Source organism: Candidatus Cardinium hertigii, assembly GCF_050864855.1.
GTDB lineage: Bacteria > Bacteroidota > Bacteroidia > Cytophagales > Amoebophilaceae > Cardinium > Cardinium hertigii_C.
In genome coordinates this window covers 15,158-29,127 of sequence record NZ_JBOZWW010000007.1, presented here as the reverse complement: position 1 = coordinate 29,127, position 13,970 = coordinate 15,158, and the positions used below count along the sequence as shown (strand labels likewise).

Here is a 13,970-nt window from a genome sequence, read left to right as displayed (position 1 = left end):
TTATGTGCTATTGCTCATAACCTACGACTGATTACAAGAAAATTATTCTTAATACCCTCACAGTCAAATAAATTAAAACCTATATAATTAAAATTCTTAATCCAAAACCAGTTATACCTATATCTTGGGTAAGAAAAATAGAGCGCCTGATAAACCATATATATTATAAAGAAATATCCATTCAATAAATTTATTCAAAAATAATATTTCAGGGCCGACTATTTAGCCCTATTGTCTCTTCCGCTTAAAGCAATTGTAATCATCAAAAGCAATTAAATGATACTGCAGTATGCTTTTTTTGACTCATTAAGAATAATAAAAAATAGATACTATTGCAAATAAATTGGACTAAAGAATAGAATACGTAAATAGATATGTTTTGATAATCAGTCTTAAATAATTATTGTTATTATAGTAATACAGCTAATACAGACTTAAAAGGATGGTATAAAATTAATTTTTGAAGAAAATCATTCAATCACCTACTTTAAAGATAAATTTGATATACTAGCTTTAACCAACATAAACAGTTGAATATATAGTGGCTGTAAGATCAAATCTTGATTTATACAAAAAAGCATCGCTTACTTCTTCCTTGTGTACCGCTCATTCGAATAGATGTTGGGTTACGTTTCAGGTAAGCTTTCTTCTATTCTAAGGTTATTGATAATAAAATCGCGCCGTTCTGGCGTATTTTTGCCCATATAAAAAGCCAATATATTGTTTAAGGCACTATGGGGCGTCAACGTAACAGGCATCAGCCGAATGGCTGCACCTATAAAATGGGCAAATTCATCAGGAGATATTTCGCCTAGCCCTTTAAAACGGGTAATTTCAGGTTGTGCACCCAGTGATTGTATGGCTACCTCTTTTTCTTGTTCATTGTAACAATAATGGGTGGTTTTTTTATTGCGTACTCTAAAAAGAGGTGTTTCCAGTATATAAAGATGTCCACTATATACAAGTTCTGGAAAAAACTGTAAAAAATAGGTTAAGATCAGCAAACGAATATGCATGCCATCTACATCTGCATCTGTAGCAACAATAATTTTATTGTAACGCAATCCATCTGGTCCATTGGCAATGTTTAAAGCATGTTGCAATAGATTGAATTCTTCATTTTCATAGACTAGTTTTTTAGATTGCCCAAAGCAGTTTAAGGGCTTACCCCGCAATGAAAATACAGCTTGTGTGGCAACATTACGAGATTTGGTAATAGAACCACTTGCAGAATTCCCTTCTGTGATAAAAATGGTACTGTCCAGACGATTGGGATGGCTAGAGTTAAAATGGATGTGACAATCTCTTAATTTTTTATTATGTAAGTTGGCTTTTTTTGTTTTTTCATGGACTAGTTTTTTAATGCCAGCTATTGCTTTACGTTCACGTTCAGACTGCAGAATACGTTTTTGTAGTATTTCGGCTATGGATGGATTTTTGTGTAAATAGTCATCTAATGCATTTTTGATAAAAGCAATTATAAAACTACGAATGGTTGGCCCTTCAGGACCCATCTGTTGTGAACCAAGTTTTGTTTTGGTTTGGGATTCAAAAATAGGCTCTTGAACCTTAATGGCAAGTGCGGCTATTAATCCTCCACGGATGTCCGCTCCGTCAAACTCTTTTTTGTAAAAGGCTCGTAGGGTTTGTACAATCGCTTCTTTTAAAGCGTTTAAATGGGCACCGCCTTGGGGCGTAAACTGCCCATTGACAAAAGTATAATAGACCTCGTTGGCAGCCGTATGGTGATGTGTGCATGCCAATTCAATATCTTGTTTTTTTAAATGGATAATCGGGTAAACATAGCTTTCTGAAGCTGTTTTGGCTTGCAATAAATCCAAAAGTCCATTGCGAGCTTGGTATTTTTTACCATTTAGGTAAAGGATAAGCCCAGTGTTTAAAAAACTGTAATGGGCTATTTGTTCTTCTATAAATTGGGGTACAAAAGAAAATTCTTTAAAAATGGCCTCATCTGGTTGGAATACCACATGGGTACCATTTGGCTCCTGAGTGGGGAGGATTTCAGATTCTTCTAAGAATAATCCAGCAGAAAAAGTGGCTGATTTGGTTAACCCATCTCGAAAAGATTCTACTTTGCAATAGGCAGAAAGCGCGTTGACTGCTTTTATACCCACCCCATTTAAACCTACAGCTTTTTGGAAAGCTTGGGTATCATATTTACCGCCTGTATTGATTTTAAAAATGCAATCTACTAATTTCCCCAATGGAATGCCTCTTCCAAAGTCTCGAATCGAAACACGTTGACGGTTGGATATTTTTATTTCAATTTTTTTCCCATAGCCCATTACAAATTCATCTACGCTGTTATCTATTACTTCCTTGAGTAGTAGGTAGATGCCATCATCTGGTAGACTGCCGTCTCCTAATTTCCCAATATACATACCAGGGCGTAACCGAAGGTGTTCTTGCCAAGATAGGGAGCGGATATTTGCTTCTGTATAATTAAGCGTGGACATAGGTAACAGATGAATAGAAAGTATGATATACATCGTATATCATACTCAATGGTTATGCTTTTTAGCCCCTTAAGATTGCACTATATCTATGTTTTCAATGGACCATCTAGCGCAAGACACGTTATCGTTGCGATTAAGTTTTTGGTTGCTTTAGTGAAAAGCGTAAAGTTTATGGTTCCGATGTGGTCTGTTGCTTCATGATAATGCGGATTTCTAAAATCCGCTGTATCTGTAATCATAAAAGCAGGAAAGCCTTCTAATGAAAATGCGCCATGGTCTGATCGGTAAATATGTGGTATCCATCCAGGCAAAGCAATGCCATGTATAGTACCTGTGTCACCATCTATTTGCTCATAACAAGAGCGCCATTTCTTTTGAAATGGCTGAGACGATAGGTCTCCCACCATCACTAGAAAATCACCCCGATCTCCATAAAAATATTTTAACCACTTCAAGTACCAAGGATACTTTTGGCTGTTGGGCTGATTAGAAAAATAGCCTATACTTTCAAGTGATATCATACCGGTAATCACCTCACCTTTTTCTTTCGCCTGTTTGGCATATTGGACACTCCCCATATTGTATCCAAAGTGCTTACCCGTTTGATCATCTGCACTATAAGGCCATTCTTCATTTGGGAATGCAACTAATTTTATGGTACGTTTAATCATTGTCTTATCCTCTAGTTGCATAGATAGATCATACAGGTGTCTTGCTATTTCTATTAAGGCAGCAATACCAGAGCCATTGTCATCTGCACCTGGACTGAAACAAACGGTATCGTAGTGTGCTCCAATTACAATACATTCAGTATGAGTGCTATTTTTGATAGCTATACCATTTGATGCAGGTATACCAGCTGGAATAACTACTTCTATATTTTGTACATGAAATTTTTGGCCCCTATAGGTGGCGCTGTAGGGAATTATATTGGTTTGATACCCGATTTCTTTAAAAGCATGATCAATGTATTGTGCTGCTTCACATAGCTTTTGGTAATATGCTGGATCGGAAATATTGCGGGGACCAATTGTTTGTGATAAAAAGGTTATATGCTTTTTTAAGTTTTTTTTTAGGGATTCGTCTGATTGTCTGGTTATATGTTTTGTTGCTGCACCTATATATATAGGTATAGGAGCAGATGGTCCACTAGCAGTTGGTAGGGTACCTAAGGTAATATTGCTACACCCGATACATAATATGGCAATATAAAGCTGATATATGCGATATATGTTAAAAATGGTCATAAAAACTACTGGTGCATTCTATTGCGTAAATAAGGGGCGTCCATTGAGTGGACAGTCGACAAATGGCTTTTTAATAAACGCCTGGAAAATTTTTAATACAACTATTTGGTTAAAAATAGTAAGCTGAATATAAAATAATATCTTTTTTACTAAAAGTTGTCGTTTGCCATAACCCAATAAAAATAGGGAAAAACCATTGCTCAGTGCAATTATCTAGTTGAAAGATAGTGGTTACACCACACCACCCATCGTCCGTTGTTGTTGCTGGAAAAAGGTCAAAGCTTCTAGCAGATCCTCTTTTTTGAAGTCTGGCCAATATAAATTGGTAAAATATATTTCTGAATAAGCGCATTGCCAAGGCAGAAAATTGCTTATCCGTTTTTTACCACCTGTACGTATCAGTAAGTCAATATCAGGCAAGTGGCCTGTATTCAAATATTGCTGATAGGTAGCTGGGGTAATCTTAGCGCGATGGTTCTTTGCAAATTTTATAAAATTCTCAAAACGAGAATTTTTATTAAACCCTTTATGTAAAAATTCATCCACGATTTTAATCAAAAAATCATTTGCTATCGCCTCAGAAGCAGCTACTGTTTCTGCTTTCCCTCCATAGTTAATGGCAACGGTCAAATGTAACTTAGTATTATTTTTTGTAAGGTCTATCACCTCTTTTAATCTATTCCAGCAAAAACTAGGTATCCCTGCTGTATCCCCCACTACACGGAATTGAACATTATATTCCGTAAAAAGATTGAGGTGCTCAGCAATGCTTTCCGTAATCGTTCGAAAAATATTATCTACCTCTGGTGTGGGTCGGCTCCAATTTTCAGTAGAAAAAGCATAAAGAGTTAAATAGGTGATCCCGCGCTCCAAACATCCAGTTATCGCTTCAATCACCGCCTTTTTTGAATGTTTATGTCCATAAGATCTGTCGCCTATTGCTTTTATGCCCCACCTGCCATTACCATCCATAATAATGCCAATGTGTTTTGGATGGTTGGCTAAGATAGGTGGTCCATTTAGATCATGCTTATTAAAGGAAGCGGTATATCCAGGTAGAAGTGTAAATAGCAATACCCAGTTTATAAAAACGTTTCTAAATACAATTGTTAGAGTAGGGAAAAATCTTTTTTTTTTGTCTGCCATAGCAGGAAATAGGCTATACATCTGGTATAAGAATATTTTTTAGCTTAAATGAACATCGCCCCACACCGTTCGGAAAAAAGTATAGAAGTAAAACTTCTAAAAACTATAAGTGTGAAGAAGAGTCAAGTTTAAGTAAAAATATGATACGATCAAAACAATATTGGGTGTACTTTCCCTATAGATATAATCTAGATCGATTGGTTAACAGTCTTATTTAGATGGATTATATCTGGGTGGCTCCATTGAAATGTGTTTGATAATATTTTGGATTAATGTCGAACGATCATTATTCTGTTGATTGACCTGAATATAGGGACATAGGTTCAGTTCAAGCGTTTGTTCATAAGCTTCTTTAATGGCTTCAAAACGCTTTTGGGACATTTGGTCAAACGCGTCCTGATGGCCTCTGCTCTGATTGCGCAATTGGAAAGTATCAAAGTCGATATCACAGTATATACATAGATCTGGCATTAAACCAGAAAAAATACGATGTGTAGTTAAAAAAGGGGCCCAATAATCTGGTTGATGGGTTAATTGATAGGCTATAGTAGAAAAAATAAATCGATCAAAGATCAGCACATCTACTTCTCCTACCAGTGCTTCTTTATAAATCAGTTCATGGCGCGCTGCTAAGAATAGAAAAAATTCTGTAATAGGATGGGCATCTTCATTTTTAATGGTTAAGATGGTTTCCCAAATCAATTGCGCATTTTTACTTCCTTTGGGATCATGTAGCAACTTTACATGATAAGACGCACTGGTTAAACCAGCTTGTATTTGATGTGCCAAAGTCGTTTTTCCAGCAAAATCTACCCCTTCAATAACTAACGTAAATATCCTACGTTCTCTACGGGTGATCTGATTTTCCATATGCTTTATGATTAAGGGTAAAGAACGAAAGGTGTTTCCTAAAAATACAAATAAATCTACCATTCATTATGAAGTTACATTTCTTTAAAATTAAGTATATTGCAACGCTACCATTTAGTTATACAGTAGTGCTAAAATAATTTTATACATAATGAGCACTATTCAAGATTTTCTTTCCTGCTCTGATCCAAATGTACGCAATGTATTGTTGGGCACCATTTTGTTGAGTACCAGTAGCGCTATGATTGGCGTATTGGCGCTGCTAAAAAGAAAGACGCTTATCAGTGATGCCATTGCACATGCGGTACTCCCTGGTAGCTGTTTGGCTTTTTTGCTAACTGGAAACAAAAACTCTATCTGGCTTATTATAAGTGCTTTTGTCACAGGTTGGTTGGCCTCTATAGCCATCGATCAGATCACTACCCATTCAAAAATAAAGCTAGATGCCGCCATTGCTATTGTGGCTTCGATAGCTTTTGGGTTGGGTAGTTTTTTGTTATCTATGCTGCAACATAGTGGTCAAGCTAGCCAAGGTGGTTTAAAGTCCTTTTTATTAGGTAGTGCTGCTACGTTGCTACAAGAGGATGTGGTTGCATTGCTCTGGTTGAGTGGTATTATTATTGTAGTTTTAATTTTGTTCTTCAAAGAATTTATGCTTATTGCCTTTGACCGTCTTTTTGCGCAGTCCATAGGTCTTCCTTTTAAAAAAATAAATTTTTTGTTTACCAGTTTGATGGTACTAGCTATTGTAATTGGCATCAGGGCAGTAGGGGTGGTATTAATGAGTGCGATGCTTATTACCCCAGCTACTACTGCACGATTTTGGACAGGAAAGATTTCTTATATTATGTTGTTTGCTGTGTTGATTGCGGTCTTTGCTTCCTTAGTAGGAACTTTTATTTCCTATACCATTCCTTCTATGCCTACTGGGCCTTGGATTGTACTCATTATGTCACTTATAGCTTATTGCTCTTTTCTTATTGCTTGGTGTGGCCGCCTATTTAAAAAAAATGGATAAATATATCATGATATGATGCCGCTTACCTTGCCTTCGTTTGATTATAAAACTAAGCAAGTTTTAAATAAAACCTATATTTTAGATCTGGTTCGTAAAAAGTATGTATTGCTAACCCCAGAAGAATGGGTCCGTCAACATATGTTGCATTACTTGATTCACTACCTCTTCTATCCTAAAGGGTTGTGCTGCTTAGAGAAAAGAATATATAACGGCACAAAATACTATAGGCCTGATATTATGCTATGCAATAAATTTGGTGTTACTAAAATGATAGTAGAATGTAAAGCACCCTATATCAAACTAACGGATAAAACTCTAGGGCAAATAATGCAATACAATCGACAGCTTATGGTAAATTATTTATTGGTAACAAATGGAATAACCCATTTTTGTTGGCAGTGGGAAGAAGATTTAGGCTGTTTTCAAGCAATGAACTATATTCCAGTCTATCAAACATGCGCAATGGCTAGATGACCTGCTTATTAACAATGTCTATTACAACGGCCTCGATTCACAATAACTCTAATCTAATCTAATCTAATCTAATCCAGTATTGACCTTCTTAGACTGCTGAATAGATTTTGCTGGATTGCCAAGTAAAACATCACCCTTTTTTACATTCCCTAATACAACTGATCCAGCACCAATACTGGCTCCCTTTTGAATGGTAACACCTGAAATAATGGTAACGCCCATGCCAATAAAAACTTCTTCTTCTAAAGTGACCTGACTACCTATAATACTCCCAGCGCCTATCTCTACCCAATCATGAATATCGGTTTCTGATTCAATGATCACGCCATTGTGTAGTATACAGTGGTTGCCTATAGTTACCTCTGAAGCCAAACAAACTTGTACACCTATATAATTGCCCTGCCCTAGTTGAATGGCATCAGGTATAATGGCAGACGGATGAATGGCAGAGATGGGGATGGATCCTTGTTGTGTCCTTAAAAAATTTAAACAGTTTTTTCTTTTTTCTATAGGACGGTACGCGATAAAATAAGGACATGCTTCATTGAGTAGCCCAAGAAAAGCTGGATCATTTGTACCACCTAACACAGGAATATTTTGTATGGCTCTATGATGCCATTTGGTTTCATCTTCTAGAATGCCATAAACGATTACATTATTTTTTTGAAAAATATCTAAAGATCCTTTTGTAAGATCACATACGCCAAAAACAATGACTCCTTTGTGCATATCATGTATATGGTTTAATGTTAATGAGTAGGTTTTAATTATACTATAATTTTATAAAAATAATCAATTAAAATTGTATAGGTATCTTATATTTTTACTTTAAAATTTTCCTACAGTAGATTAGAAAAAAGGTTACATTTTTTCTGGTAATTCAATGGTTAAAAGTGCCATGCTCTTTTTGAGTACCTTGCCTACACAAAAAGAAATCAATAGTCTAATCGCTTTGGTATTGGCGTTAGATTCCCGCAATATTAGATGACTTGCATAAAATTTGTTGTACGTTTTCGCTAGCTCTAAAGCGTAATGGGCTATTACAGAGGGCATGTAGGCTGCTGCAGCTTCCTCTATTGTTTCTGGTAACTTATACAATTGGAAAATAAGGGTCTGTTCTAATGGGCTAAGCGAACCAGTTGTTGATTCATCCAGTGGAACCTTTGGAAGGGATGGTGCCTTTCGGGTTAGTGAACAAATTCTAGCATAGGTATACTGAATAAATGTACCAGTATCACCCTGTAGATCAATAGATTCATTAGGGTTAAATAACATCTTTTTTTGAGGTGAAACCCGTAGTAAGAAGAATTTTAAGGCACCTATTGCCAAAGTATGGTGTAATTTCTCTAGCCCTTCCTGGGAGCATTTGGTAACTTTATCAGCAGTCTCCATATAGTCTCCAACTGTATGAATCATTTCTTGTATAAGGTTGTCCGCATCTACTACGTTTCCCTCTCTAGACTTCATTTTACCATCTGGTAGATTCACCATTCCGTAGGGAAAATGGTGCATAGAAGATGCATACGGTCTGCCCAATTCGGTCATAATGGCAAATAAGACCTTAAAATGATAGCTTTGTTCATTGCCGACCACATAAATCATTTGATCAAAATGATAATCTGCATAACGTAAATCAGCTATCCCTAGATCTTGTGTAATATACACAGCTGTTCCATCGTTGCGCAACAAAACCTTTTCTCCTAAACCTTGTTTGGATAAGTCAACTGCAATGGCTCCATCTGCTCTTTTGTAAAATATTTTTTGATTTAGCCCCCCTTCTATAATGGTTTTACCTAGTAAATAAGCCTCAGATTCATAATAAATTTTATCAAACGTGATGCCTAATTCGCTATAAGTTGCGTTAAATCCGTCGTAGACCCATCCGTTCATTTTTTTCCATAGCGCCACCACATCAGGATTGCCTTTTTCCCATTCCACCAACATATTTTGTGCCCGTTGCAAAATAGGGGGTACCGTTGCATCTTCCCCATTTTTTTCCATAAGGGCCCGTTCTGCTTTATATACTTGGTCAAATTTTACATAATACTTTCCTACCAAATGGTCTCCCTTTATGCCAGTATTTTCTGGTGTTTCATCTGCGCCAAATTGCTGGTAAGCCACCATAGATTTACAGATATGGATGCCACGGTCATTAATCAGGTTCACTTTATGGATGGTATATCCAGCCGCATCTAATATAGCGGCCAAAGAGCTGCCTAAAAAATTATTACGCAAATGACCCAGATGTTGCGGTTTATTGGTATTGGGAGATGAAAATTCTACCACTATATGGCGCATTCGTCTGGCCAAATGGCCATAAGTTGAATCTGCTGCAATAGCAGTTAAAATAGACAGCCCAATGGCATCATGTAGCACAAGGTTTAAAAAACCACTGATCACATTATAACTGGCTATTAGATTGGTATGGGTTTGTAGCCATTGGCCTATTTGATGGGCCAACTCAGCAGGTAGTGCGTTACATCTTTTAGCAAAAGAAAATACAGGCAATGAAAAAGTACCTTCAAATTCTTTTCTCGTAACCTGTACGGTACAGGCTTCTTCCGATAAAGGTAGATCATAAATGGCTAAAAATGCTTGCTGTATGGCTTGCCTAAGTTTAGGTACCAGCTTTATGGAGTGTCCATCAAAAGGCATAGGATAAAGTTTATCTGATTTTACTTAAAATTAAAAATGTATAACGTGCATTCTATACTTATTTGTTTGATTTACAGCTATTTTAATACATAATTTTATTGGTATTGTTACTAACAATTAGTTATTTTACTTGATTGTATCAAGTAACTTGTTAAGATAAAAATTTGATAATCAAAATAATTTATATAAAAATGTTCTTAATATAACCGCTTATAAATAAATGTTATTAAATTTTTTATAATTGATTATCAAATTAAGAAATATTATAATCCAGAACGTATTAAATTATATTTTTGATTTAAAAATTTAGTATATATTTTCTACTATCCCAAGGTTATTGCCCTTTTTAAAAGATTAATACACATGTGATGATTGTTTTTTTTAGCTAGATCAAGAGGCGTTTGACCAAAAATATTTTTTATGTTGGCTACAACCCTTTCATCTTGTATTAATGATTTACAGACTTGTATATAACCATGTTTTGCTGCGCAATGTAGTGGAGTCGTACCAAGTTTATTTTGTAAATTCACCTGAATATTTTTATTGGCGAGTAATTCTTTTACCACTTCTACATGACCCTTTTGTGCTGCGCAATGTAGTGGAGTCGTACCAAGTTTATTTTGTAAATTCACCTGAATATTTTTATTGGCGAGTAATTCTTTTACCACTGCTACATGACCCTTTTGTGCTGTTATAAGTAGTGGAGTATCACCATTTACATTTTGTAAATTCAGCTGAATACCTTTATTGGCTAGTAGTTTTTTTACCACTTCTACATGACCCTCTTGTGCTGCGATATATAGTGGAGTAAAACCATCTTTTTCTTTTAAATTCACCTGAATATTTTTATTGGCGAGTAATTCTTTTACCACTGCTACATGCCCTGTATAGATTGCTATATGTAGTGGAGTCGTACCATTATTATTTTGTAAATTCACCTGAATATTTTTATTGGCGAGTAATTCTTTTACCACTTCTACATGACCCTTTTGTGCTGTTATATGTAGTGGAGTATCACCATTTACATTTTGTAAATTCAGCTGAATACCTTTATTGGCGAGTAATTCTTTTACCACTTCTACATGACCGTTATATGCTGCGATATATAGTGGCGTCTTACCATCTTGGTCTTTGGAATTTACATCAACCCCACGATTATTGAGTAAAGCTTTTACTGCTTGTACATCACCATTTTTAACTACTACATGTAGCATAACATTCTTTTCTACTGGTGATAAATTTGAATCAGCATAACTATAGATCGGAAGTAAAAAAAATAAAAGAACGCTATATAGTGGTAGAAATCTGTTATAAGCGTTAATATGCCTGATATGTTTTTTATATATCATAAAAATATTTAATATTATGAGACGATAATGTATATAAATAATAAGTTATAGAAGTAAAAATTTAATCTTAGAGTCAGTACAAATTATAATTTATAGTTGTCGTTTAAGTTTAGTGTATCAGATTTTCCTTTAGAATATGCAATTTGGTTATATTTTTCAAATACTAATTTTTTACTATCCTCCCAAGTTTGTATAGGTGTTTTACCATAACAATTGTAATAGAATTTTATTATCTTGTCGCCCATTGGTCAAAGCCTAAGAAGGATGATCCAAGGCAGCTTTTAATAACGTACTGGCCAGTGGTGCGTTGGCTTTTCCTTGACTATTTTTCATAATTTCCCCCATAAACATGGCCAGTAGCCCTGACTTACCATTTTTGTAAGCTACTACTTTTTCTGGGTGCGCTGCTAATACTTCTGCAATAAGTGCTTTCAAACTGGCCTCATCATTATTCTGTATCAGGTCTAATTGTTCTGCAACGGCCATAGGCGTTATAGCTGACTGTTGCAATAATAACGGAAAGATTTGATTGGCTGCAACCGAAAAATGTACTGTACCATTTTCTACCAATGTGATGAGTGCAACGAAACGATCAATAGTAAGTGGCAATTCTTCTAATGGAAGAGACTGCTCATTAAGATAACCTTTTACAGGCCCCAATAGCCAATTCGCTGCAGCCGTATAATAGGTAGTATGTTGACATAGTTCATCAAAAAATATGGCAAATGCTTTGTGCTCGGTAAGTACCGAAGCAGCATAATCGGAAAGTCCATATACCTCTACAAATTTTTTAAAATAAGCCCTTGGCAACAAAGGCATCGTCTTGCGAATACTTTCTATCCATTCTTTTGAAACCCATATAGGAGGGATGTCTGGTTCTGGAAAATAACGGTACTCACTGGCTGTTTCTTTGGCACGTAGGCTAATCGTCTCACCTGAGGCAACTTGAAAGTTTCGCGTCTCCGCTATCACGGGTTCACCTTTTTCCAACAGGGCTATTTGACGTTCTATTTCATGCGCTATGGCCAGCTGGACATTACGCATAGAGTTCATATTTTTAACTTCTACTCTAGTGCCCAGTTGTTTAGATTCCTTGCGGGCTACTGAAATATTTGCATCACAACGTAAAGAAGCTTCTTCCATATTGCCATCACAGATATCTAAATAGCGGACCAATTTTCGAATTTCATATAAAAACTGATAGGCTTCTTCTCCTGTTGTAATGGCTGGAGCAGTTACCAATTCTAATAAAGGCGTCCCTGCTCGATTATAATCCAACAAAGTAACCTCGTCTACCACACCATGTATAGATTTACCAGTATCTTCTTCCAAGTGCATGCGTATAAGTGGAATGCTTTTTTCTACTCCTTCACTGGGATAAATGGTTACAAATCCACCTTGGCAAATCGGAGTAGTATCTTGTGTAATTTGAAAGCCCTTGGGTAAATCTGGATAGAAATAGCTTTTCCTAGAAAAAAAATTTAAATCTGTAATCGTTGAACCACATGCCAACCCTAATTTTATCGCGTAGTCAAATGCTTTTTTATTTACTCTAGGCAACGTACCAGGACAGGCTAAAGTAATAGGACTAAGGTTGGTATTAGGAAGGGCACCATATTCAGCTCTATCTGAGGAAAACATTTTGCTATGGGTGAGCAATTGAATGTGGATTTCTAGTCCGATTACTACTTGATAGGAATCTTTTATAGTTTCATGCATAAGTTTATTATATGGTTTGCGAGCTGTATGGCTATTTGAATTTATCAATTATTTTGCTTACAAAACATAGGCAGCATCTACTTCCAATAACCGCATGATTTGTTATGCTATTTTTTGTTGCTTAGCACATGGGGCATGATCAATGGGTAGATGATATAAGTTATTCATAACGTTTTAATTCAAATTTTTCTCCAAGATAAAGCCTACGCACTTGTTCATCTTCTGCCAATTCTTCTGCAGTGCCCGCTTTCAGCAATGCGCCAGCAAACATTAAGTAGGCTCTATTCGTAATCGAAAGCGTTTCATCTACGTTATGGTCTGTAATCAATACCCCAATATTATTATGCTTAAGCTGGGTGATCAGCAGCTGAATTTCTTCTACAGCAATAGGGTCTACACCTGCAAAAGGCTCATCCAGTAAGACAAATTTGGGATCAGTGGCCAACGCTCTAGCGATTTCTGTACGACGCCGTTCCCCTCCAGAAAGTACATTACCTTTGCTTTTCCGTATATGCGTAATGCTAAATTCTTCCAATAAACCCTCTAATTTTTCTTTCCGTTCCTGTTTAGAAAGACGACGCATTTCCAATATAGCCATGATATTTTCCTCTACTGTTAATTCTCTAAAAACAGAGGCCTCCTGGGGTAAATAACTAATACCTTTTTGGGCACGTTTGTATAGGGGTAAGGGGGTGATACATGTTTCATCCAAATAAATGTTACCACTATTGGGCTTTATAAGGCCAACCGTCATATAGAACGTAGTAGTTTTCCCTGCTCCATTGGGCCCTAGTAAACCTACCACTTCACCAGACTCAACCGTCAGTGAGACGCCTTTTACTACTTTACGTCCTTTATATGCTTTGATGAGTGAATCTGCACGAAGTTTCATAAAAATTTTGTAATTAAATGATCCTATATCCTTTGCCCTTAGATTGCCCTATCCAACCACCCTTATATAGATTAAAATTAGGAAAGACTTAAACAATATCATAAAAAGCAAAGGCACCGTAGC

The 13,970-nt window shown here is 36.1% G+C and carries 11 protein-coding genes and 2 pseudogenes; 3 read left to right on the top strand and 10 right to left on the bottom strand.

Annotated features, from left to right (window positions below; all coding sequences use genetic code 11):
• Positions 1-188, top strand: a pseudogene (locus ACRRVB_RS00500) (IS5-like element ISCca5 family transposase); the annotation flags it as partial.
• Between the two features lie 438 nt (positions 189-626).
• Here the strand turns inward: ACRRVB_RS00500 and ACRRVB_RS00495 are convergent.
• From ACRRVB_RS00495 to tmk, 4 genes are all read right to left on the bottom strand, one after another.
• Entirely contained in the window at positions 627-2,510 is a 1,884-nt protein-coding gene (locus ACRRVB_RS00495) for a DNA topoisomerase IV subunit B (protein WP_432466071.1), read from the bottom strand.
• A 53-nt stretch (positions 2,511-2,563) separates the two neighbouring features.
• Positions 2,564-3,724, bottom strand: a complete 1,161-nt coding sequence (locus tag ACRRVB_RS00490) for a M28 family peptidase (protein WP_432466070.1) — start codon at positions 3,722-3,724, stop codon at positions 2,564-2,566.
• 231 nt (positions 3,725-3,955) lie between these two features.
• A complete protein-coding gene (gene uppS / locus ACRRVB_RS00485; protein ID WP_432466069.1) occupies positions 3,956-4,891 on the bottom strand; it encodes a polyprenyl diphosphate synthase in 936 nt (311 codons plus the stop codon).
• Between the two features lie 189 nt (positions 4,892-5,080).
• Entirely contained in the window at positions 5,081-5,803 is a 723-nt protein-coding gene (gene tmk, locus ACRRVB_RS00480) for a dTMP kinase (RefSeq protein ID WP_432466068.1), read from the bottom strand.
• Positions 5,804-5,891: 88 nt separating this feature from the next.
• Here tmk and ACRRVB_RS00475 point away from each other — a divergent pair, with 88 nt between their 5' ends.
• Positions 5,892-6,758 carry a metal ABC transporter permease gene (locus tag ACRRVB_RS00475; RefSeq protein ID WP_432466067.1) on the top strand — a complete coding sequence of 289 codons (867 nt, stop codon included), beginning with the start codon at positions 5,892-5,894 and terminating at the stop codon, positions 6,756-6,758.
• A 12-nt stretch (positions 6,759-6,770) separates the two neighbouring features.
• Positions 6,771-7,232 (top strand): type I restriction enzyme HsdR N-terminal domain-containing protein, encoded by a 462-nt coding sequence (locus ACRRVB_RS00470; protein ID WP_432466066.1) that lies wholly within the window; start codon positions 6,771-6,773, stop codon positions 7,230-7,232.
• A 63-nt stretch (positions 7,233-7,295) separates the two neighbouring features.
• Here ACRRVB_RS00470 and ACRRVB_RS00465 read toward each other — a convergent pair whose 3' ends face one another.
• From ACRRVB_RS00465 to lptB, 6 genes and pseudogenes are all read right to left on the bottom strand, one after another.
• A complete protein-coding gene (locus tag ACRRVB_RS00465; RefSeq protein ID WP_432466065.1) occupies positions 7,296-7,961 on the bottom strand; it encodes an LbetaH domain-containing protein in 666 nt (221 codons plus the stop codon).
• 132 nt (positions 7,962-8,093) lie between these two features.
• Entirely contained in the window at positions 8,094-9,887 is a 1,794-nt protein-coding gene (argS, locus tag ACRRVB_RS00460; protein ID WP_432466064.1) for an arginine--tRNA ligase, read from the bottom strand.
• 323 nt (positions 9,888-10,210) lie between these two features.
• A complete protein-coding gene (locus tag ACRRVB_RS00455) occupies positions 10,211-11,101 on the bottom strand; it encodes an ankyrin repeat domain-containing protein (protein ID WP_432466063.1) in 891 nt (296 codons plus the stop codon).
• Between the two features lie 218 nt (positions 11,102-11,319).
• Positions 11,320-11,448 (bottom strand): annotated as a pseudogene (locus tag ACRRVB_RS00450) (IS481 family transposase); the annotation flags it as partial.
• Between the two features lie 43 nt (positions 11,449-11,491).
• On the bottom strand, positions 11,492-12,955 hold the full coding sequence (gatB, locus tag ACRRVB_RS00445; protein WP_432466062.1) for an Asp-tRNA(Asn)/Glu-tRNA(Gln) amidotransferase subunit GatB: 1,464 nt from the start codon (positions 12,953-12,955) through the stop codon (positions 11,492-11,494).
• Between the two features lie 160 nt (positions 12,956-13,115).
• Positions 13,116-13,847, bottom strand: coding sequence for an LPS export ABC transporter ATP-binding protein (lptB, locus tag ACRRVB_RS00440; protein WP_432466061.1), 732 nt, complete (start codon positions 13,845-13,847; stop codon positions 13,116-13,118).
• Positions 13,848-13,970 lie beyond the last annotated feature (123 nt).

Excerpts from the sequence above, each read along its gene's own strand:
- ACRRVB_RS00465 (WP_432466065.1), bottom strand. The coding sequence starts at position 7,961 with ATGCACAAAGGAGTCATTGTTTTTGGCGTATGTGATCTTACAAAAGGA.
- ACRRVB_RS00475 (WP_432466067.1), top strand. The coding sequence starts at position 5,892 with ATGAGCACTATTCAAGATTTTCTTTCCTGCTCTGATCCAAATGTACGC.
- ACRRVB_RS00455 (WP_432466063.1), bottom strand. The coding sequence starts at position 11,101 with ATGCTACATGTAGTAGTTAAAAATGGTGATGTACAAGCAGTAAAAGCT.
- ACRRVB_RS00490 (WP_432466070.1), bottom strand. The coding sequence starts at position 3,724 with ATGACCATTTTTAACATATATCGCATATATCAGCTTTATATTGCCATA.
- lptB (WP_432466061.1), bottom strand. The coding sequence starts at position 13,847 with ATGAAACTTCGTGCAGATTCACTCATCAAAGCATATAAAGGACGTAAA.
- ACRRVB_RS00470 (WP_432466066.1), top strand. The coding sequence starts at position 6,771 with ATGATGCCGCTTACCTTGCCTTCGTTTGATTATAAAACTAAGCAAGTT.
- gatB (WP_432466062.1), bottom strand. The coding sequence starts at position 12,955 with ATGCATGAAACTATAAAAGATTCCTATCAAGTAGTAATCGGACTAGAA.
- ACRRVB_RS00495 (WP_432466071.1), bottom strand. The coding sequence starts at position 2,510 with ATGTATATCATACTTTCTATTCATCTGTTACCTATGTCCACGCTTAAT.
- argS (WP_432466064.1), bottom strand. The coding sequence starts at position 9,887 with ATGCCTTTTGATGGACACTCCATAAAGCTGGTACCTAAACTTAGGCAA.
- tmk (WP_432466068.1), bottom strand. The coding sequence starts at position 5,803 with ATGGTAGATTTATTTGTATTTTTAGGAAACACCTTTCGTTCTTTACCC.
- uppS (WP_432466069.1), bottom strand. The coding sequence starts at position 4,891 with ATGTATAGCCTATTTCCTGCTATGGCAGACAAAAAAAAAAGATTTTTC.